The organism is Streptomyces sp. NPDC086787 (assembly GCF_044745865.1).
Lineage (GTDB): Bacteria > Actinomycetota > Actinomycetes > Streptomycetales > Streptomycetaceae > Streptomyces.
Genome location: NZ_JBIVBC010000001.1, coordinates 292,285 through 311,923, shown reverse-complemented (window position 1 = coordinate 311,923; position 19,639 = coordinate 292,285). Strand labels below are relative to the sequence as shown.

18 protein-coding genes and 1 tRNA gene are annotated in these 19,639 nt (G+C 71.6%); 7 read left to right on the top strand and 12 right to left on the bottom strand.

Annotated features, from left to right (window positions below):
• Positions 1–61: 61 nt before the first annotated feature.
• Positions 62–1,408, top strand: a complete 1,347-nt coding sequence (locus ACIPK3_RS01405; RefSeq protein ID WP_402565554.1) for a VWA domain-containing protein — start codon at positions 62–64, stop codon at positions 1,406–1,408.
• Between the two features lie 72 nt (positions 1,409–1,480).
• Positions 1,481–3,067 (top strand): FHA domain-containing protein, encoded by a 1,587-nt coding sequence (locus ACIPK3_RS01400; protein WP_402565552.1) that lies wholly within the window; start codon positions 1,481–1,483, stop codon positions 3,065–3,067.
• 30 nt (positions 3,068–3,097) lie between these two features.
• On the opposite strand, the gene ACIPK3_RS01395 is transcribed toward ACIPK3_RS01400, so the two are convergent.
• Positions 3,098–4,084, bottom strand: coding sequence for a methyltransferase domain-containing protein (locus ACIPK3_RS01395; protein ID WP_402565551.1), 987 nt, complete (start codon positions 4,082–4,084; stop codon positions 3,098–3,100).
• A 104-nt stretch (positions 4,085–4,188) separates the two neighbouring features.
• Between ACIPK3_RS01395 and ACIPK3_RS01390 the strand changes: the two genes are divergently transcribed.
• Positions 4,189–4,593 (top strand): globin, encoded by a 405-nt coding sequence (locus ACIPK3_RS01390; protein ID WP_402565549.1) that lies wholly within the window; start codon positions 4,189–4,191, stop codon positions 4,591–4,593.
• A 36-nt stretch (positions 4,594–4,629) separates the two neighbouring features.
• On the opposite strand, the gene ACIPK3_RS01385 is transcribed toward ACIPK3_RS01390, so the two are convergent.
• The 3 genes from ACIPK3_RS01385 to ettA are packed head-to-tail and all read right to left on the bottom strand — an operon-like array spanning position 4,630 to position 7,424.
• On the bottom strand, positions 4,630–5,334 hold the full coding sequence (locus tag ACIPK3_RS01385; protein WP_402565547.1) for a hypothetical protein: 705 nt from the start codon (positions 5,332–5,334) through the stop codon (positions 4,630–4,632).
• Complete coding sequence (locus ACIPK3_RS01380; protein ID WP_402565545.1) at positions 5,331–5,753, bottom strand: acyl-CoA thioesterase; 423 nt, start codon at positions 5,751–5,753, stop codon at positions 5,331–5,333. Before ACIPK3_RS01380 ends, ACIPK3_RS01385 begins: the two co-directional genes overlap by 4 nt.
• A 6-nt stretch (positions 5,754–5,759) precedes the next feature.
• Entirely contained in the window at positions 5,760–7,424 is a 1,665-nt protein-coding gene (ettA, locus tag ACIPK3_RS01375; RefSeq protein ID WP_402565543.1) for an energy-dependent translational throttle protein EttA, read from the bottom strand.
• 348 nt (positions 7,425–7,772) lie between these two features.
• Between ettA and ACIPK3_RS01370 the strand changes: the two genes are divergently transcribed.
• Together ACIPK3_RS01370 and ACIPK3_RS01365 are read left to right on the top strand one after the other, a co-directional pair.
• A complete protein-coding gene (locus ACIPK3_RS01370; protein WP_402565541.1) occupies positions 7,773–8,042 on the top strand; it encodes a hypothetical protein in 270 nt (89 codons plus the stop codon).
• Positions 8,043–8,179: 137 nt separating this feature from the next.
• Entirely contained in the window at positions 8,180–8,386 is a 207-nt protein-coding gene (locus ACIPK3_RS01365; RefSeq protein ID WP_402565539.1) for a hypothetical protein, read from the top strand.
• A 14-nt stretch (positions 8,387–8,400) separates the two neighbouring features.
• Here the strand turns inward: ACIPK3_RS01365 and ACIPK3_RS01360 are convergent, their stop codons facing one another.
• The 4 genes from ACIPK3_RS01360 to ACIPK3_RS01345 all read right to left on the bottom strand — a co-directional run bounded on the left by ACIPK3_RS01360 (position 8,401) and on the right by ACIPK3_RS01345 (position 14,437).
• The gene (locus tag ACIPK3_RS01360) at positions 8,401–9,759 is read right to left on the bottom strand and encodes a TQXA domain-containing protein (RefSeq protein WP_402566831.1); all 1,359 of its coding nucleotides are present in this window, start codon (positions 9,757–9,759) and stop codon (positions 8,401–8,403) included.
• Positions 9,760–10,101: 342 nt separating this feature from the next.
• Positions 10,102–10,572, bottom strand: coding sequence for a single-stranded DNA-binding protein (locus ACIPK3_RS01355; protein WP_402565537.1), 471 nt, complete (start codon positions 10,570–10,572; stop codon positions 10,102–10,104).
• A gap of 229 nt (positions 10,573–10,801) precedes the next feature.
• On the bottom strand, positions 10,802–12,814 hold the full coding sequence (locus tag ACIPK3_RS01350; protein WP_402565536.1) for a YfjP family GTPase: 2,013 nt from the start codon (positions 12,812–12,814) through the stop codon (positions 10,802–10,804).
• A gap of 3 nt (positions 12,815–12,817) precedes the next feature.
• Positions 12,818–14,437 (bottom strand): dynamin family protein, encoded by a 1,620-nt coding sequence (locus tag ACIPK3_RS01345; RefSeq protein ID WP_402565534.1) that lies wholly within the window; start codon positions 14,435–14,437, stop codon positions 12,818–12,820.
• 269 nt (positions 14,438–14,706) lie between these two features.
• Between ACIPK3_RS01345 and ACIPK3_RS01340 the strand changes: the two genes are divergently transcribed.
• Positions 14,707–14,779: transfer RNA gene (locus ACIPK3_RS01340), tRNA-Arg, on the top strand.
• Positions 14,780–14,908: 129 nt separating this feature from the next.
• On the opposite strand, the gene ACIPK3_RS01335 is transcribed toward ACIPK3_RS01340, so the two are convergent.
• Together ACIPK3_RS01335 and ACIPK3_RS01330 are read right to left on the bottom strand one after the other, a co-directional pair.
• On the bottom strand, positions 14,909–15,991 hold the full coding sequence (locus tag ACIPK3_RS01335) for a DUF5954 family protein (RefSeq protein WP_402565532.1): 1,083 nt from the start codon (positions 15,989–15,991) through the stop codon (positions 14,909–14,911).
• Positions 15,992–16,176: 185 nt separating this feature from the next.
• A complete protein-coding gene (locus tag ACIPK3_RS01330) occupies positions 16,177–17,949 on the bottom strand; it encodes a hypothetical protein (protein ID WP_402565530.1) in 1,773 nt (590 codons plus the stop codon).
• Positions 17,950–18,352: 403 nt separating this feature from the next.
• Between ACIPK3_RS01330 and ACIPK3_RS01325 the strand changes: the two genes are divergently transcribed.
• Positions 18,353–18,634, top strand: a complete 282-nt coding sequence (locus ACIPK3_RS01325; protein WP_402565529.1) for a chaplin — start codon at positions 18,353–18,355, stop codon at positions 18,632–18,634.
• Between the two features lie 79 nt (positions 18,635–18,713).
• On the opposite strand, the gene ACIPK3_RS01320 is transcribed toward ACIPK3_RS01325, so the two are convergent.
• Positions 18,714–19,214, bottom strand: a complete 501-nt coding sequence (locus tag ACIPK3_RS01320) for a DUF5949 family protein (protein WP_402565527.1) — start codon at positions 19,212–19,214, stop codon at positions 18,714–18,716.
• A 124-nt stretch (positions 19,215–19,338) separates the two neighbouring features.
• Positions 19,339–19,629 (bottom strand): hypothetical protein, encoded by a 291-nt coding sequence (locus ACIPK3_RS01315; protein WP_402565525.1) that lies wholly within the window; start codon positions 19,627–19,629, stop codon positions 19,339–19,341.
• Between the last annotated feature and the right edge of the window lie 10 nt (positions 19,630–19,639).

Sequence of the window (19,639 nt, the reverse complement as noted above, 5' to 3'; positions counted from 1 at the left end):
CCGGTCCGCCCGCAGTCGTCACCCACGCAACCCGTGGGATCAAGGGGGAGTCAGAACAGTCATGGCCAATTTGTCGAAGTCGAACGTGCCGCAGTTCTCGGTGGACGTCTACCAGAACGAGTTCCTTCCGGAGGGCGGTCGCGAGGTCAACGCGATCGTCACCGTGACGGCGACGGGCGGCGGCACCATCGGCAGCGCGGTCGGCGCACCGCAGCTGTACTCGTCCGGGCAGGGGCCTTCCGCGGCCGTGGCGATCATGGTCGACTGCTCGGGCTCGATGGACTACCCGCCGACCAAGATGCGCAACGCCCGCGACGCCACGGCCGCCGCGATCGACACCCTGCGCGACGGGGTGCACTTCGCGGTGATCGGCGGCACGCACGTCGCCAAGGAGGTGTACCCGGGCGGCGGACGGCTCGCCGTCGCCGACGCCGCCACCCGCGACCAGGCCAAGCAGGCGCTGCGCAAGCTCAGCGCCGGGGGCGGTACGGCCATCGGCACCTGGCTGCGACTGGCCGACCGGCTGCTGTCCTCGGTGGATGTCGCCATCCGGCACGGCATCCTGCTGACCGACGGCCGCAACGAGCACGAGTCGCCCGAGGATCTGCGCGCCGCGCTCGACTCGGGCGCCGCACGCTTCACCTGTGACGCCCGCGGTGTGGGCACCGACTGGGAAGTGAAAGAAGTCACAGGGATCGCCTCCGCCCTGCTCGGCACCGCCGACATCGTCGCCGACCCGAACGGTCTGGCCGCCGACTTCACGCGGATGATGGAGGCGGCGATGGGCAAGGAGGTCGCGGACGTCGCGCTGCGGCTGTGGACGCCGGTCGGCACGACCGTGAAGTTCGTCAAGCAGGTGGCGCCGACGGTCGCGGAGCTGACCGGCCGGCGCACCGAGGCGGGCCCGCGCGCCGGGGACTACCCCACCGGTTCCTGGGGCGACGAGTCCCGCGACTACCACGTCTGCGTCGAGGTTCCCACGGCCGGTCTCGGCCAGGAGATGCTGGCCGCGCGGGTCTCCCTGGTCGTGCCGCAGCCCGACGGAACCGCGCAGAACCTCGGCGCCCAGGGACTCGTACGGGCCGTGTGGACCGACGACATGGCCGCGTCCACCTCGATCAACCCGCAGGTCGCGCACTACACGGGCCAGGCCGAGCTGGCACAGGCCATCCAGCAGGGCCTCGATCTTCGCAAAGTGGGTGATTTCGACGGTGCAACGGCCAAACTGGGCCGGGCCGTTCAGCTCGCGAGCGCGTCGGGGAACGCCGATACTGCGAAACTGCTTGCGAAGGTGGTGGACGTGGTCGATGCGGCGACAGGTACTGTGCGACTGAAAGCGAGGGTCGCGGAGGCCGACGAGATGACCCTTGAGACACGGTCCACAAAGACTGTTCGTGTAAAGAAGTGACAGGGTCCATCACAGACTCTGCCAGATCAGACCCTGCCAGATACAGCGCCTGACAGAGAGGGACGCGCCGACATGCCGACCTGCCCGAACGGACACCAGTCGGGTTCCGACGACTGGTGCGAGGTCTGCGGTCACCGCATGGCCGGTGCCGTGCCTCCGCCGCCTCCGCCGCCGCCCGCCGGTGGCGGATACGGATTCCCGCCGCCGCCTCCGGGCGCCGGCGGGCGGCCCATGGGCCGCCCGACCCAGCCCGGCGCTCCGGAGCCGGAGCTGTGCCCGCAGTGCCGTACGCCCCGCGAGGGCGGCGCGCCGTTCTGCGAGGAGTGCCGGTGGAACTTCCTGACGAACACGGCCACCTCGTACACCCCGGCCGCCCCGCGCCCGCCGGCGTCCGGCCCGGCCGCCCCGCGCTTCCCCTCCCCCGGCCAGGCTCCCGGCCAGTCCTACGGCGGCGGTGACTCCTACGAGTACCAGCGCTCACGCCCCTCGCAGATGAACCGCCCCGCCGAGCCGATCCCGCCCTTCAACAGCGAGCCGTCCGGCCCGACACCGTTCGGCGGCGAACGCGGCCAGGGTGGCCCCGGCGCCTCGCCGTTCGGCGGCGAACGCGGTCAAGGCGGCCCCGGACCTTCTGCGTTCGGCGGCGAACGCGGCCAAGGCGGCCCCGGTCCCTCTGGGTTCGGCGGCGAACGCGGCCAAGGCGGCCCCGGACCTTCTGCGTTCGGCGGCGAACGCGGCCAAGGCGGCCCCGGTCCCTCCCCGTTCGGCAACGAACGCGGCCAGAACGACCCCAGCTCTTCGCCGTTCGGCGGCGAACGCGGTCAAGGCGGCCCCGGTCCCTCTGGGTTCGGCGGCGGCCAGGGACCGGTAACCCGGCCCGGCTTCGGCGGACAGGGCCCCGGTGCCACGGGTGCTCCTGGCGCCCCCGGCGGCCCGGGTGGGCCCGGTGGCTTCGGAGGGGACCCCGGTCGGCCCGTTCCGCCGCCTCCCGGTCCCGGTGCCACCACCGGTGGTCCGCAGTCCTTCGCGCAGCCCGGCCCGCCCACTCCCCCCGCCTTCCCGCAGGAGTCCGGCCGGCCCCCGGTCGGCGGTCCGTCCTTCGGCGGCGCCGAAGACGACTGGGTCATCTCCCCGCCGTCCGCCGCCCACCCCTCGGGTCCCGGCAACGGCGGCCAGGGCGACGGCTACGGCTACCCGCAGCCCGGCTCCGCCCAGGGCCCCGGCTCCGCCTTCCCGCAGGCTCCGCAGGGGCCCGCGACCTGGACGGTGACCATAGGCCCGGACCGCGAGTACTTCATGGCGATGATGCACCGATCGGGCCCCGAGGCCGCGGGTCTCAACCTGCCCGCCTACTCGCCCGAGCAGCAGCGCACGCTCACCGGCAACCAGCTCACCATCGGCCGCCGCCGCCACTCCACCGGCGACACCCCCGACATCGACCTGTCGGTGCCGCCGGAGGACCCGGGCGTCTCGCACCAGCACGCGGTCCTGGTCCAGCAGCCGGACGGCGGCTGGGCGGTCGTCGACCAGAACTCGACGAACGGTACGACGGTCAACGGCTCGGAGGAGCCGATCCAGCCGTTCGTACCGGTGCCGCTCCAGGACGGCGACCGGGTGCACGTGGGCGCCTGGACGACGATCACGATCCGGCGCGGCTGACCTGACCCCGCTGCCGGACCGGGCGGGGGCTCAGCCCGGCAGGGGCCAGGTGTACGGCCCCTGCGGGTCGTCCAGCCACGCCCACTCACGCCCGCCGGCGACCGTGACGCCGTAGCGCTCCCGGACGGGCCGGCCCTCGCGCTCCCACAGTGCGCAGGCCTCCGGCGGCCCGATGGCGTCGCCGGCGAGGGTCAGCAGGAACCGGAACAGTTCGTGTCCCCGGACCCCGTCGGGTACGCCGTCCGGGGGCGTCGGCTCCGGCTCGGGCCGGTGTTCGCCGCGCAGCGGCACGAAGTAGGCGGGCGTGTGCAGGAACCGGCCCTCGGCGTGCCCGGCGTCGCGCACGTTCAGCGCCAGCAGCCCGGTGGCGAGCGGGGTGAGGATCCGGGCGCCGGGACGGCACTGGGCGAGCCAGGCGTGCGGGACGGCCCGCAGTGTGCAGGTGGCGATGATCCGGTCGAAGGGGGCACGTTCGGGTACCCCGCGCGCCCCGTCGCCGGTGACCACCACCGGATGGTGACCGGCCGCCGCCAGGTGCTGCCGGGCCGACTCGGTGATCTCCGGCTCCAGGTCGACCGTGGTGACGAGTTCGTCGTCCCCGAGCCGGTGGGCGAGCAGGGCCGCGTTGTAGCCGGTGCCCGCGCCGATCTCCAGCACCCGGTCACCCTCCCGCACCCGCAGCTCGACGAGCATGTCCGCCATCAGCGACGGCTGACTGCTGGAGGAGACCAACTCGCCGTCCCGCACCCGGGTGGCCAGCGGACCGTCCACGTAGGCGCCGCGCAGCCAGCGCTCACGCTCCGCCGGATCCGGGCTCTGCCCCCAGCAGCGCTCGAACCCTCCCGGAACGCCCACGTAGTAGTACGGCACGAAGAGGTGCCGCGGAACCCTCTCGAAGGCCTCCCGCCACACCGGGTCACCGGCGAAGGCCCCACTCCTCGCGATCTCCCGCACCAGCGCCGCCCGCGCCGAGACGGCGACGCCCGCCAACTCCCTGTCGAGCCCGTGCACGCCCATGGCTCCACTGTGCGGCCCCGGGCCTCCCGGCGGCCAGCAACGGGGGCGGATCGGGTGGTCCTGGGCCTTGAGTCCTGGGCCACCCGGTCTGAGAGCATGTACGGGTGAGAGAGATTCGGCGCGGCACGCTTCAGGAGCAGACCTTCTACGAGCAGGTCGGCGGGGAGGAGACCTTCCGCCGGCTGGTCCACCGTTTCTACGAGGGGGTCGCCGAGGACCCGGACCTGCGGGCGATGTACCCGGAGGAGGACCTCGGTCCGGCCGAGGAGCGGCTGACCCTGTTCCTGATGCAGTACTGGGGCGGCCCGACCACCTACAGCGAGAACCGCGGTCACCCCCGGCTGCGCATGCGGCACGCGCCGTTCACCGTCGACCGGGCCGCGCACGACGCCTGGCTGCGGCACATGCGGGTGGCCGTCGACGAGCTCGGCCTGTCCGAGGAGCACGAGCACACGCTGTGGAACTACCTGACGTACGCGGCGGCCTCGATGGTGAACACCCCGGAGTGAGCCCGGACGACCTGGGCCGGGCGGGCGGCGGGGCGGTCAGCGGACGCTGAGGTCGAATGTGCCCAGCCCGGCCGCCCTGCGCACGGCGATCGAACCGTAGGGTGTGCGGAGCCTCAGCCACGCCCCCGACGAGAGCAGCGCGGGCGGTGTCTCGGCGGGTTCCCGTCCGCCGTCCGGCGCGGCGCCCGGCCGCAGGAAGCCCAGCGACTGGGCCGCGTGCACGGCCCGCACCGGGAGCGGGGTCTGCCCGACCTCCCGTGACCAGATGTCCCGGCCGATCCGGTCCAGTGCCGCTCGGGTCCGCTGCTCCGGCACCAGCTCCCGAGTACGGGAGCGGAACTCGGCGACGGCGGCGGCGACCGTGGCGCGCAGCGCCTCCGGCAGCGGCAGCCCGGGCTCGGCCCGCCATCCGCCGCGCGGCGGCAGGACCCCGGCCCACGGCGGCCCGGTCACGGCGGCCGGAACGGCGGCGGTGGCCGCCGTGTCGTCCACGGACTCAAGGAACTCACCGGCCGACACGGTGACGTCCAGGGTGGCGTCCAGCCCGTTCTCGTACGGCTTGGCGAGTCGCACCGCGCGCACCGCCAGCACCTCGAAGGACGGCGGCCGACCGAACACGGCGAGCGCCGTCCCCGCCGCCTGGAGCCGCACCGCTGCTCCACGGTCGTAGTGGAGCAGCCGGGACAGGAAGGCCACGAGGTCCGTCGCTTCCCCCTCGTCGGCGAGGTGGAGAACCGTCATGCGGCGACGGCCTCCTTCTCGGCCTCACCGGCCCGGTCCGTGTACTCCTCGAGGAACTCGCGTTCCTCGGCGGTGATCCGGCGCGGGCGCTGTGTCTCGAAGTCGAACGGCACGACCACGGTCGAGGCGCGTACGTAGATCAGGTCGTCGTCCTTCACCTCATAGGTGATGGTGAAGGACGCGGCCCTGATCTCGGTGATCCACAGCTCGACGTCCACGGGGTGGTGCCGGTGGACGAGCTGCCGTTTGTAGTCGATCTCGTGGCGCGCCACCACCGACCCCTGCTTGAACTCCTTGTCCGGACGGAACAGGAAGTCGATCCGGGCTTCCTCCAGGTAGCGGATGAAGACCGCGTTGTTGACATGGCCGTAGGCGTCCATGTCCGACCAGCGCAGAGGGCAGCGATAGATGTGGCGCAAGACCGATCAGCCCCGGGTCAGCTTCTTGTAGGTGGCGCGGTGCGGACGGGCGGCGTCCGGGCCGAGTCGCTCGATCTTGTTCTTCTCGTACGACTCGAAGTTGCCCTCGAACCAGAACCACTTGGACTCGCCCTCGTAGGCGAGGATGTGCGTGGCCACTCGGTCGAGGAACCACCGGTCGTGGGAGACGACCACGGCGCAGCCGGGGAAGTCCAGCAGCGCGTTCTCCAGGCTGGAGAGGGTCTCGACGTCGAGGTCGTTGGTCGGCTCGTCGAGGAGCAGCAGGTTGCCGCCCTGCTTCAGGGTCAGCGCCAGGTTCAGGCGGTTGCGCTCACCGCCGGAGAGAACACCGGCCGGCTTCTGCTGGTCCGGGCCCTTGAACCCGAAGGCGGACACATACGCCCGGGACGGCATCTCGACCTGTCCGACGTTGATGTAGTCGAGCCCGTCGGACACGACCTCCCACAGCGTCTTCTTCGGGTCGATGTTCTCGCGGCTCTGGTCGACGTAGGAGATCTTGACCGTGTCGCCGACCTTGATGTCTCCGGAGTCCGGGGTCTCCAGGCCCTGGATCATCTTGAACAGCGTGGTCTTGCCGGCGCCGTTCGGGCCGATGACGCCGACGATGCCGTTGCGCGGCAGCGTGAAGCTCAGCTCGTCGACGAGGATCTTCTCGCCGAAGGCCTTGTTGAGGTCGTTGACCTCGACGACGATGCTGCCCAGGCGCGGACCCGGCGGGATCTGGATCTCCTCGAAGTCCAGCTTCCGCATCTTCTCGGCCTCGGCGGCCATCTCCTCGTAGCGGGCGAGGCGGGCCTTGGACTTGGCCTGACGCCCCTTGGCGTTCGACCGCACCCACTCCAGCTCTTCCTTGAGCCGCTTCTGCCGCTTGACGTCCTTCGCACCCTCGACCTTGAGGCGGGTGGCCTTGGTCTCCAGGTAGGTGGAGTAGTTGCCCTCGTACGGGTAGGCGCGGCCGCGGTCGAGTTCGAGGATCCACTCGGCGACGTTGTCCAGGAAGTACCGGTCGTGGGTGATCGCCACGACGGTGCCCGGGTACTTGGCGAGGTGCTGCTCCAGCCAGTTCACCGACTCGGCGTCGAGGTGGTTGGTGGGCTCGTCGAGGAGCAGCAGGTCGGGCTGCTCGAGGAGCAGCTTGCAGAGTGCGACACGGCGCTTCTCGCCGCCGGAGAGGGTGGTGACGGGCCAGTCGCCGGGCGGGCAGCCCAGGGCGTCCATGGCCTGCTCCAGCTGGGCGTCGAGGTCCCAGGCGTTGGCGTGGTCGAGGTCCTCCTGGAGCTTGCCCATCTCGTCGAGCAGCGCGTCCGAGTAGTCGGTCGCCATCAGCTCGGCGATCTCGTTGAACCGGTCGAGCTTGCCCTTGATGCCGGCGACACCCTCCTGGACGTTCTCCAGGACGGTCTTCTCGTCGGTCAGTTTGGGCTCCTGCATCAGGATGCCGACGCTGTAACCCGGCGCGAGGAAGGCGTCACCGTTGGACGGCTGCTGCAACCCCGCCATGATCTGAAGCACGGTCGACTTACCGGCACCGTTCGGGCCGACGACGCCGATCTTGGCGCCCGGAAGGAAGCTCAGGGTGACATCGTCGAGAATCACCTTGTCGCCGTGCGCTTTGCGCGCCTTGCGCATGGTGTAAATGTACTCAGCCAAGAGAAACCGTCCGGCAGCTTGAAATCTGGCAGTGGGCAGATACACCCCATCTTGCCTGACCGCCAGCCCAGGGTGTTAACCCATCCGATCCGTCGCCTGTGACCTGGGGCTTCCTGATTCAGCACCGCCACGTCAGCCCGGGCCGCCGACCCGACGCACTCCCTGTGTCCTTGGCCAAGGACACAGGGCACTCCCGGATGCCCAGGACGGGCGGAGGAGAGGGTGCGACGCTGGAGTGGGGGGCCCGCGAGTGGATGTCCCGGTGCGGATCAGTGGATGCGACGCAGCGTTGGACCTGGCTCGCCGGGACCAGGACCGCGCGACCGATCCGGAAGGCAGGTGCGTCCCATGCGCACGTCGACCCGTATCGCCGGTGCCCTCACCGGCCTGACCCTCACCCTCGGTGGTGCGGTCCTCGCAGCTCCCGCGGCCCGGGCGGACATCCCCGCCTGCACACAGATGGCAGAACGGGCCGGTGCCACCGCTTCCACCACAGCGGCTTGCGGCCGTGGCGTGGTCGGAGACCTGCAGAGTTGTGTGTCCGGGCTGACCGGGGCCGGAGTGGCGGGCGGCGCCGCGACCGGTGCCTGCCGGGCGGCGGCCCATGAACCGCGCTAGCGACCACGCGCGGCAGCGCGGCGCTCACCTCGCCGCGCGAGGCTCATGCCGAGCGCCCATGCTGAGTAAGAGGGCGCCGTCGTCTGGAGACTTGTCCTTCCCGAGGGCCGAACGAAGGCGCCCGAGAGGAGGAAGTCATGCGCATACGAAGAATCCTGGGCCTCGTCCTGGCCGCGGCAACCCTTGTCGGCGTGAGCGCCGTCGGCGCTGTCAGCGCCGGGGCCGCCTCGCCTCCGAACATCTCCAGAGACGAATGCACGGCCGCCGGCGGACAGGTCACCGCGCGCCCCTACGCCGGCTACACCTGCGCAATGCCTGACGGGACCACGCAGACGATCACTTGACGTGGGCGTGGGCGTCAGTCGCCCGTTGTCTCCCTGCCGCGGATCAGGACCAGTGCCCCGCCGCCTATCACGACCAGGCCGATGGCGACCGAGACGATCAGCGGAGTGGCGCTCGAGCCGCCGGTGGCGGCCAGGTCGGTGCCGCCCGCGGCTCCGCCCACCGAGGCCGGGCTGGGCTCGCTCAGCGTCTGGACGGCCGCGCCGCCCGCCGCGCCCATGGTCCGGCAGTCCAGAACGCCGGTGAAGCGCCGCTGGAATCCGTCCGGCCCGGTGATCGTGAAGTCGTAGGCCTGGTCCTCCTGGAGCGGAACCGTCACGATGCGTGAGGTGCCCGCGGGGATGGTGTGCTCGGTGTCCATCAGCCCGAAGGTGAAGGGCTTGTCGCCCGCGTTGCCCGCGGTGAGGTCCACGCTTCCGGCGGCGCAGTTCCTGCGGGCCGACAGCGCGGGTATCGCACCCTGGGCCGCCCAGCCGGCGTTCGTGGTGGCGGAGACCGTCGACTCGCTGGAGCCGGCCAGGATCTGCACCTGGCTGCGGCTCGCGGAGGCGAAGGCACGCCCGACCGGCACGGTGGTGGAGGCCTGCACGGTCACTTCGGCCGAGCCGTCGGCCGCCTGCGCCGGTATCTCGACATACAGCCGGCTGCCGTTCTTCGCCGAGGTGAGGGGTCTGCCCGCCATGTCGACGATCCGTACGCCGCTCAGCGCCGCGTCGGCCGGCGGGACGACGGTCACACCGCGCGCGTTCGTGTGCACCGTGACCGGTCCGACGCGCTCACCGGGCCGGCCGGAGACGGTGGGCGGGTCGAGGGTCAGCGAGGCGCTCGGCTCGGCCGTGTCCCGGGCCCGCCTGTGGAGGTAGTCGGCGAGTTTCTCGGCCTGCGGGTCGACGGCGTCGACAGCCGCTCCGTCGGAGTAGCGCCAGATGGCCACCTGGGTGCCGGCCGCGGCGTCCTGCTCGGTCAGACCCCGGATGCCCGCCTGGCGGCCGAGCGCCGCCAGGTCGTTCACCTGCGGGTAGGAGTTCTGCAGGATCCAGCGGATCCGGCCGGCGTTCTTGTTGGTGCCCAGCGAGGTGCTGCTCCAGGGCGTCTCCTCGTACTTGGCGTCCTTCTGGGTGGGGCTGTGGATGTCGGCGCCGTACGTCCGGAGGGTGCCGCCGCCCTCCACGGACATCTCGAACAGGCCCGCGGCGACTTTGAGGTCGCCGCCGTTCTCGTGGACGACGGCCTCGCCGAACGTCTTCAGGCCCGCGGTGACGGCGGTCGCCCCGCTCTGGCTCCGCGGGGTCCCGTCGTCGTCCGCTGCGGCCGGACCTGCCACGGCCAGCACTCCGGCGACCGTCAGCCCGGATGCCAGGGTGACGGCGGCCAGGCGGGCCACCGGTCTCCGGCGGGGGGTGGACGGCGCGGGTGGTGCGGGTGGTCCGGACAACGCAGGAAGCACAGAATTCCCCTTCGCGCAGGACCCGTTGACGTGGGGGGGCAGGTCCCGCCAGCAGAATCAGCAGTCACTGAAGCTACGCCTGGCATCCTATGGATCAGGCGCACCACCTCTCAGTGGTCATATCGTCGGATCACAAATCCGAATCGCAATTGTTATCGCCCGGCCTGCCGCGATCGGCTGCGACCAGGGCTTATCGACAAATCAACCCGATCCCTCGTGGCTCGTTCATCGATAAGCCGTGGTTCCGTCAGTTCCCGGATGTGGTTGACGTCACGTCACCGCGGCCGGTTCCGGCTGTTGTTGCCCGGCGGGGTCCGCGGACTGGTCCTGTGGCGTATCCCAGTTGGGCTCCGGCTGTGGCGAGGCGTGCGCCGCCTCCGGCTGCGCGGACCGCCGGAAGGCGGAGGTGCCGCGGGACAGGTCATGTCCGATGGCCACCGCGTCGAGGTCCGCCGAGGCCCAGTTCTGCTGCCCGTCACGGGTCTCCGAGCGCACCTTCAGCCTGCCCTGGACCATGACGGGGTCCCCCACGTTCAGCGAGGCGGCCGCGTTGACGGCGAGCCGACGGTTGGCCCACACCGTGAAGAAGTTGGTGTGCCCGTCCGTCCAGGCGTTCTTCTCCCGGTCCCAGTAGCGCGAGGTGACCGCCAGCCGGAAGCGCGCCGACGGCCCCGACGCCATGTCCCGGTACACCGGCGGTGTCGCCACGTTGCCCACCGCGCAGACCATCGTCTCGTTCATCGTGAACCCCTCCCGTCGCCCGGCGTCACGGCGCCGGACCGGCATGCGTACGGGCCCGTCCCGTACGGCTGTGTCCGCCGCGGCGACCGCGTTCGTCGCGATCGCCGCAGGACCAGACTGCCTCCGCCGGGCCGGGCCCGCTGAGCGCTGTGGACCACCCCCACCCTGTGGACAACTCCACCGTCCGAACGGGTGATCCAAGCCGCCGCCGCTCATGTCCCCCGTGGTCTCACCCCACCTTGACCCCGGTCCTGGTGACCCGCACGTACTGCTCCCGTACCTCCCGGTACCTCAGCAGTTCCGCCGCCAGCGGGTCGAGCACCCGGGCCCGGCCGCAGCCCGCGGCCGCCTCCCGCAGCCGCCGCTCCGCCTCCGTGCCGTATCGCCGGGCCGGTCCGCGTGCCGCCATCCGGCAGCTCCACTCGACGAACGGGCCGCCGACGATGCCGGCCAGCATCAGCAGCACCGGCACACCGAGGTTCGGCGGCACGACCCCGGCGATCTGCCCGATCAGCCACAGCCCTCCGACGATCTGAAGGAGCGTCATGGCCGCCTGCACCAGCACGGCGAGCGGCCACCAGCCGGGCCGGGGCGGCCGTCCCGTCGGCAGCGCGGCTCCCGCCGCCAGTTCGTCCAGCGCCTCCGGCAGTTCGTGGGACCCGCGCGCCGCCGCCTCACGCACCGCCTGCGCCCAGGGCCCGGGCAGCCCGGCCGCGGCCTGGTCGGACACCGTACGGACCGCCTGCTCGACCCGCTGGCGTGCCGTGGACTCCTCGTCCGCGTGCGAACGCACCGGCAGTCGCCCGGTGGGCAGCTCGCCGCGGCGCTGGTACCACCGCCACAGCCGGAGCCATGGCGTGCCGCAGGCCCGGTTGGCGTTGCGCAGCCAGGCGCGTTCGGCCGCCTCGCCCGCCGCGGTGGCGCCCACCGCGTCGGCGAGCCGGGCGGAGAACTCGTCCCGCGCCGCCTCGCTCAGCCCCGTGGGGTGCCCGGTCGCGTACACGGGCCGCAGCCCGGCAGCGGCCGCGTCCACGTCCGCCACGACACGACGGGCCGCGGCCCCCCGCTCCGTCACGAACCGTCCGAGCGCCTGGCGCAGTTCGCCGAGACCGTCGCCGGTGAGCGCGGACAGCGCGAGCACGGTCGTACCCGGTTCGCCGTGCTCCCCCAGGGCGATCCCGTCCTCGTCGAGCAGCCGCCGCAGATCGTCGAGGACCTGCTCGGCGGCCTCGCCGGGGAGCCGGTCGATCTGGTTGAGGACGACGAACATGACCTCGGCGTGGCCCGCCATGGGCCGCAGATAGCGGTCGTGAAGGACGGCGTCGGCGTACTTCTCCGGGTCGACGACCCAGATGACGGCGTCCACCAGCTTCAGGATGCGGTCCACGTGCTCGCGGTGCTGTACGGCCGCCGAGTCGTGGTCCGGCAGGTCGACCAGGACCAGCCCTCGCAACTGCGCCTCCGCCTCCGGGCTCTGCACCGGGCGCCTGCGCAGCCGTCCGGGGATCCCCAGGCGGTCGATGAGGGGGGCCGCGCCGTCGCTCCAGCTGCACGAGATGGGGGCTGCGGTGGTCGGCCGCCGTACCCCGGTCTCCGAGATGGGCACACCGGCAAGCGCGTTGAAAAGCTGCGACTTGCCGCTGCCGGTGGCGCCCGCGATGGCCACGACGGTGTGCTCCCCGGAGAGCTTGCGACGGGTCGCCGCCTCGTCGAGGACCCGGCCCGCCTCGGCGAGGGTCCGGCCGTCGAGGCGGGAGCGGGAGAGGTCGACCAGTTCACGCAGGGCGTCCAGGCGGGAGCGCAGCGGTCCGTCGTAGGCCAGCGGGGACACGGTCTGCGAGCCGGGCGGGCGGGTCTCGGCGTCGGGACTCTGCTCGGCGGCGGCCGTCTCGGTGACGCGCCGTGCGATCAGGCCGTCGTCCCAGGCGCCGGAGCCGTCCGAGCTGTCCGAGCCGTCCGGGCCGTCCGGGCCGTCGAATCTGGAGTCGGAGGTGGAGGCGGAGGCGGAACCGGGGGCACCGGCGTCACCGTCGCCGCCCGCACGGCCGCCGCCGTCCGTGTCCCGACGCGTCTTCGTGTCCACGACCGCGTCCGCGCCGGAGTCGGCATCGGTGTCCGTGCCCGGCATCCCCGCCCTGCCCGCCCGGCCCCGACGACCCGCGTCGTCGGTGCCGTCCGTGTGCCGCGTGTGCTCCGTGTCGTCCGTGTGCTCCGTGTGGTCCTGGTCAGCGACGGCGGTCACCGGTCACCTCTCCTTCTGCAGTACGGACAGCGCGGCGATGAGTTCGGCCTGGGGTTCGGCGTGGACCTCCAGCGCGTCGAGCGGGGCGAGACGGCGCTCCCGCTCGGTGTGCATGACCTGGTCCAGGTGCCCCATGAGCAGCCGGCCGGCCCGATCGCGCAGCCGCTGTGCGCGATGGGCGCCGATCCGGTCGGCGAGGCCGTCGCCCGCCGAGCGGGCCCGGCGGCCGCCGAGCAGCGCGGTGGCGGCCAGCGCTGCGGCGGCCTCGGGGTCGGGGGCGAGGTTCCGGTCGAGCTCGCGCGTCTCCTCCTCCGCGTACTCCTCCAGCTCGCGCCGCCAGCGCCGTACGGCGAGCCCGATCCGGTGCTCGGCGTTCTCCAGCGAGGCCTCGCACCCCGCGAGCTCCGGGGCGCTCGCGGCCGGTTCACGCCGCCAGACCTCGTCGACGCGCTCGTCGGCGGCGGTGACGGCGCACAGCAGCAGCGCCGTGAGGCTCTCCGCCAGGGCGTCGAGCAACTCGCCCGCGCTGCAGTCGAGGGGGAAGGCGCGCCAGCGTTTCAGGGCGGCCCCGGCCAGTACCGCCCCGGCCTGCAACCGTCCCCGCACGCGCGCGTGCTCGCTGTCGTACGCCCCGTCGACGGCGGCGGTGAGCCGCAGCGCGGCCGCGTGCTGGGCGGCGGCGGCACTGGCCAGTTCGGGCATCCGCGCCTTGAGGGACTCGAGGACGCCGTGCGCCGTACGCGCCATGGCGTGCTCCCGGGATCCGGGATCCAGCGCCCGGTGCACCAGCCAGGTGCGCAGCGGTGCCACGGCGGTGGTCGGCAGCAGGCCACCGCCCGAGGCCGACTCGGGCAGCTCCGGAACGGTGAACCGGGGTACGTGTCCGAGCCCGGCCTTGGTGAGCAGGGCCGCGTACTGGCGGCTCACCTCGGAGACCACCTGGTGCGGCACCCGGTCGAGCACGGTCACCAGGGTGGCGTCGTACTCCTTGGCGGTGCGCAGCAGATGCCAGGGCACCGCGTCGGCGTACCGGGCGGCGGTGGTCACCATCACCCAGATGTCGGCCGCGCAGATCAGTTCGGCGGCGAGGACACGGTTGTCGGCGATCAGGGAGTCGATGTCGGGGGCGTCGAGCAGGGCGAGGCCGGGCGGGAGGTTGTCGGCCGTCTCGATGCGCAGCACGCGCGTCCCGTCCTCCCCGGGGAGCAGCAGGTCGTCGTCCCCCTGGTCGCGCCGGTCGCGCCGGGGTGTCCACACGCGCGTGAGGTCGGGCAGCACTCTCATCCCGCTGAACCAGTGATGGTCCTCCGGATGACAGACGAGGACGGGAGTGCGGGTCGTCGGCCGAAGTACGCCCGCCTCGCTGACCCGTCGCCCCACCAGTGAGTTGACGAGCGTCGACTTGCCGGCGCCGGTGGATCCGCCGATGACGGCCAGCAGGGGTGCTTCGGGCTCTTTCAGCCTGGGCACCAGGTAGTCGTCGAGTTGTGCGAGCAGTTCGTCGCGGTTGGCACGCGCGCGTGGCGCCCCCGCCAGGGGCAGCGGGAAGCGTGCGGCGGCGACACGGTCGCGCAGGGCGGAGAGAGTGTCGAGCAGCTGAGGCCGTACGTCCAAGGTCACCACATGCGAAGAATGCCCAATTTGAGGGTGATTCTGAAGCATATAGACATGTCTGCGCGCCGATAGAACACAACGGACGGAAGGGATGACCTGGACATGACCAGAGTCGAGGCATAACGAGTGCACAACACCCGGCACGCCAGACGCCAAAAGCGATGCGCGATTCGTACCTGCCTGCGATTATCAGGACCGCTTCACCGAACCTCCACATCGAGCCACGGAGGCGAAGCAACCGGGACACGGATCCGGGAGCCCTATCCTTGTCCCCACCGGCCCCCGTAGCTCAGTGGATAGAGCAGGCGCCTTCTAAGCGCTTGGCCGCAGGTTCGAGTCCTGCCGGGGGCGCCCAGAACATGGCCGGTCGCGCGCATGCCGGATCCAGGCACGGCTCGGCAGAGAGCCGGGGCAGCCGAGAACCGGGGCGGCCGTCCCCGAGATCCGGGCGCAAGCCGCGATCGAAGCCCTCCGGCCCCCCTACTCGTCGGGGTGAATGGTGCCGTCCTCGTCCATGAACGGATGGAGCCGTTCGGGGCCGTGGGTGTCGGTGTCGGACGGGCGTGGACCTTCGGGGCCGTCGTGGCCCCAGCGCAGCAGCCTGCGGGCGCGGCAGATACGGCGGACCGTGCCCGCGACCTCGATCTGGTTGCAGCGTTCGGCCCGGACGCGGTCGGCGGCCCGGACGAACTCGGCCAGTTCGGCGGTCGCGGGATGGGTGCCCTCGGCGACCAGCGAGCGGGCGTCGACCCTGATGTTCCCGGCCGCCACCGGGATGAGGCCGAGTTGGCGTGGCTCCATCCAGGTCAGGCCGAAGTCGAGTGCCCTGCGGGCGTCGTGGGCGCTGGCGAGCAGGGCACTGCCCGCCGTCCACCCGGAGTCGGACTTCTCCACGATCCTGAACGTCGCGGGCATCAACAGCACGTCGGGATGGGTCCGCAGCGCCCTTCGGGAGTCCCTGCGCACGTCCTCGGGGAACCGCCGGGCGCCGGTGTAGGCCAGGCCGCGCATGGCCAGGCGTTCCGCGGCCCGAGCGGGCGTGAGCGGTGCCTCCGGGTCCAGGACCAGGCCGTCATCGACCTTCGGCTCCTTACCGGTGCGCTCCCAGTTCGGCACTATGGGTTCGGGGTCGGTCGGACGCGGCTGCTCTATGCCGTCCCGGCCCATCCCGGCGTACTCCTCGGCCCGCACGACCCGGTAGCGGGTCCCGAGCACCGTGAGCTCGTTGACGGGTTCGGTCTCCAGCCGTGCGACGGCCGCCAGCAACGCCCGCCGCTCCTCCCTGTCGTCGGTGGTGTCGCGCGCCCTGAACCACAGTCGCGTGTTGAGGCTGTCCCGGGCCTCCTGTGCGCAACCGGACACCACCGGGACCACCACCCGCCACCGTGGCGCCTCTCCGGCGGCCTGTGCCACCACTCCGAACAGCGGGCCCCGCACCATCATCTTCCGAGGGTCCAGTTCGGCGTCGATCGCGTCGGCCTCCACCACCGCCTCGACCGGGTCCTGCGGAAGTCTCACCACGATCGGCGGCAGCCAGTCCGGACTCGTATCCCCATGCCCCATGTCCTCATCCTGCCAACCACGGCGGGACTTCATGCGGGTTTCCTGATTCCCCATCAGTCCCGTACCGGTTTCCGTGGTCGCCGGGAAGGGCGGGCCCGCCCTGTTCCGGAAGGAAGTGTTTTCCATGGAGCACCTCACCCGTTACCCGCTTCACGCGTTCCGGCCGGCCCACTGGGGCGGTGCTGTCATCCGGCGCCCGGCTCGACGAGGGGGGTGGTGGTGGAGGTGGAACACTGCGCGTCGCCGGGGCAGTTGCTGTTGGGGGCGGTGACGGTGACGCTGTTCACCAGGTAGTCCTCGGCTTCGACGGTGACCGAGTAGGTGATGGTCGTCTTCTCGCCCGGCGCGAGGTCACCGGTCCAGATCACCTTGGAGTTGGAGGACGTGTAGGTGACACTGCCGGTCGGCGCCGCCACGTCGTTGTTGTACGAGGCGTTGTCGATGACGTCCGAGAGGTCGTCCTCGGCACGCACGCCCGTCGCCGGGGTGTCGCCGGTGTTGGTGATCGTGAGGGTGTAGTGGACCGTCCTGCCCGTGGAGGTGGTCACCGGGTCGGCGCTCTTCGCCACCACGATGTGGGCGGGGTTGGGCGGCGGCTTCGGGGTGTTCGTGAAGGTGCAGAGCACCGCCACGCCACGGGAGTCGGGCGAGACCGGGACCGTGAGGTCGAAGGTGTTGCCGCTGCCCCGGGTCAGGAGCTGGTTGGCGTGCGCGGTGTCGACGCACTGGTAGGTGGTGTCGTAGTTCGCCAGGTCGGCGCCGTTCGCAGGGCTCTGGGTGAAGGTGTAGCTCTTCCCCACCGTGCCGGGCAGCGGGCCGGCCACCTCCGGCGGTGTGTCCTGCACCCCGGTGTCGGTGCCGGCGGACGTGCCGGTGTTGCCGGACACCGTGCCGTTCCCGGTGATGGTGACGGTGAACTGGTCACCGGGGCCGTAGCGGCCCGGGATGTCGGTCTGCGCCGAGATGTTGGGGCCGTAGGAGCAGTTGCCCGCGTCGATCGGTGTCGGCGGCTCGCCCTGCGGCGCGGTCATCGTGATGGTCGAGACGAGCTCACCGCTGTTGGGGTTGATCTTGAAGAGCTCACCGTCCGGGGTCACCCTCGCCCGGGTGGTGTAGAGGTAGCCGTCGGCGCCGAAGGTGACACCGTAGGCGGCCCCGTTGGGCAGGTCGGCGACCAACTGGGCCGTCACGGACTTGTTCCCCGGGGTGTTCAGGTCGTCGTTGATGCGGATCAGGGACGAGTCGAGCCCGCCGGGGGCGAGGTTCTCGGGCGTGGAGACCACCATGTACGGCGTGCCGGCGGAGTCGAAGACCATGTCGCCGGAACTGCCGTTGAAGCGGGGGTCCGTCAGCGTTCCCACCACGCCGACATTGACCTCGTGCACCGTGTCGAAGGCGTAGACGACCTGGGTGGTGGGCCGGTTCTGGTCGGCCGGGTTCTCCACCGAGTGGGAGTAGTAGTACCAGCCGTTGAGGGGGTTCATCGCACCGCGGACGGTCTCCCGCGGCCTGCCGTCACTGGTCTTCGGGGCGCCGGGGAAACTGGTGGTGATGTTGTCGTCCAGGTTCAGACGGAAGACGGTCTGGACACCGGTCGCATCCTCCTGCTCCGACACACCCCAGGCCACGTGTCCGCCGGGCTGCATGCCCAGACCGTTCACGGCGACCCTGGGACCCACGGTGAACTCGCCGATCTCGGTCCGCGCGCCGGTGTTCAGGTCGACCTGCTGAACCGACGTGCCCTCCGACGTGAATCTCGGTCCGGCCAGGATGTAGGCATGGTCCTTGGCGCAGTCGGCAGGCAGCACCCGAGTGGTCTGCGATTCGGCCTGCGCCGGGCCGGACGCCGCCGCGGCGGACACCGCGTATCCCACTTGCAGCCCGATGACGACGGCGGCGGCCACCGCGAGCTTGCGGGCGAAGGACATGGGTGGGCGAGGGGGCTTGTTCAGTGCCATGGATCGGCTTTCCCGTTCGGCGTCGGAGGAGAAGAAGCAGAAGAAGGCGAAGAAAGCGAAATACGGACAATCATTCGGTCGGGCAACATGAAAGTGCCGACGGGCAAATGATGAACGGGACATAGGCATGACCGAGCGCGCCACGCATGTTGTCAGACTGGCATATGCCAGAGAATTAGACGGCAGAATCCTTTCTGCACACTGATCGGCGCAATCCGCCCCTACAAAGATCACCTGAGCGGACGCTGCCGGAAGAGGTGGGACCAGGCGAGTGGTCTTGGGGAGAACGTCGTGACCGGGCCCATATGGACCCGTTGAGCGATAGGGGCGGCGGCCGGTCCGGCCGCCGCGCTCCCAGCGAGTCACCCCAGGCCATATCCCCAGGTCATATAAGGAGAATGTGATGTCTCGCATCGCGAAGACAGCCGCCGTCGCCCTTGGCGCGTGCACCGTGATGCTCGGCGGCGCCGGTCTGGCCTCGGCCGACGCGGGCGCGGGCGGCGCGGCCGACGGCTCGCCCGGCGTCCTGTCGGGCAACGTCGTCCAGGTGCCGGTGAGTGTGCCGGTCAACGCCTGCGGCAACACCGTCGACGCCGTCGCCCTGCTGAACCCCGCCTTCGGCAACACCTGCGCCAACCAGGGCGGGACGCTCGCGGTTCCGGGACTGCCCTCGTCCGCGGGCTAGAACAGAACGGGCTGACTCGGGTAACCGCGCCTGGGCGCTGTTACCCGAGTCAGCCCGTCCGGAAGTCCCAGCCGCCGTATCAGCCGCGCAGACTGCGGGCCGGCAGGGTGATGTGCGCCGCGGCGACGAGGGTCTCCGCGGCGCCCGCGAACGCGGCCAGCGCCTCGGGCGCGACCGGGACACCGGGCTTCGCCTCCGGCCAGGGGCGGGTGGTGAACACGAGGTAGGCGTAACCGCGTTCGGCGACCGCCGCGAGCCACTCCGGCGGTACGGCGCACTGGACCCTGAGCTGCGGCATGGTGAGGATCGCCTGGCCCGCCTCGACGAGCAGGGTCACCGGCAGGCTCGACTTGGTGGTCCCGTCGACCGGTTCCCCGCCCGCCGGCGTGCCGTTGCGGGCCAGCAGCTGCTCCACCGCGGCCGCGGTCGCCTGCGGACCGCCCGCCGCGTCCCCGAGGGAGTAGGCCAGCAGGTAGGGCGTGTGGGCCCCGTCGGGAGCCTCCCCGCTCCACGGGAGTACGACGAGAGTGCCGAGGTCGGCGACGCGGAACGGGCGTGTCTGGCTTGGTGTTGAGGTCACCGCGCGACCCTATCGACGGGCCGGAGAGCCGCCCGGCGGCTTCTCACCCGACTGGCCGATACCCCCGGGGGCGTCCACACGAACGAGGGACGGCTCTCGACGCCCCTCGAACGCGCCGGGCGGGTCAGCTCTGGAGCGGCAGACCGCCCAGCAGGGGGCTGTGCTGATTCACGGAGCCCGTCACACCCTTCACCGAGTTGAGCACGGAGCCCTTGTTCTCGGTGTCGAGAGTGTCCGCCTGGTGCTGGAGCGGCATCACGTCGTCCACTTCGAGGGGACCCTTGGTGAGGGTGTTCACGGCGCCGTTGAGGCTGGCCGGCGTGAGGTCGGAGGTGCTGTGGGCGAACGCGGGCGCGGCGGCGCCGGCGAGGGCCAGGGAACCGGCAACGACAGCGGCAGCCTTCAGGGACTTCATCGTGTTCCTT

Coding starts and splice junctions, on each gene's coding strand:
- ACIPK3_RS01355 (WP_402565537.1), bottom strand. CDS start 10,572: ATGAACGAGACGATGGTCTGCGCGGTGGGCAACGTGGCGACACCGCCG.
- ACIPK3_RS01330 (WP_402565530.1), bottom strand. CDS start 17,949: ATGGCACTGAACAAGCCCCCTCGCCCACCCATGTCCTTCGCCCGCAAG.
- ACIPK3_RS01385 (WP_402565547.1), bottom strand. CDS start 5,334: ATGACGGTTCTCCACCTCGCCGACGAGGGGGAAGCGACGGACCTCGTG.
- ACIPK3_RS01315 (WP_402565525.1), bottom strand. CDS start 19,629: ATGAAGTCCCTGAAGGCTGCCGCTGTCGTTGCCGGTTCCCTGGCCCTC.
- ACIPK3_RS01370 (WP_402565541.1), top strand. CDS start 7,773: ATGCGCACGTCGACCCGTATCGCCGGTGCCCTCACCGGCCTGACCCTC.
- ACIPK3_RS01400 (WP_402565552.1), top strand. CDS start 1,481: ATGCCGACCTGCCCGAACGGACACCAGTCGGGTTCCGACGACTGGTGC.
- ACIPK3_RS01365 (WP_402565539.1), top strand. CDS start 8,180: ATGCGCATACGAAGAATCCTGGGCCTCGTCCTGGCCGCGGCAACCCTT.
- ACIPK3_RS01395 (WP_402565551.1), bottom strand. CDS start 4,084: ATGGGCGTGCACGGGCTCGACAGGGAGTTGGCGGGCGTCGCCGTCTCG.
- ACIPK3_RS01335 (WP_402565532.1), bottom strand. CDS start 15,991: ATGGGGCATGGGGATACGAGTCCGGACTGGCTGCCGCCGATCGTGGTG.
- ACIPK3_RS01405 (WP_402565554.1), top strand. CDS start 62: ATGGCCAATTTGTCGAAGTCGAACGTGCCGCAGTTCTCGGTGGACGTC.
- ACIPK3_RS01325 (WP_402565529.1), top strand. CDS start 18,353: ATGTCTCGCATCGCGAAGACAGCCGCCGTCGCCCTTGGCGCGTGCACC.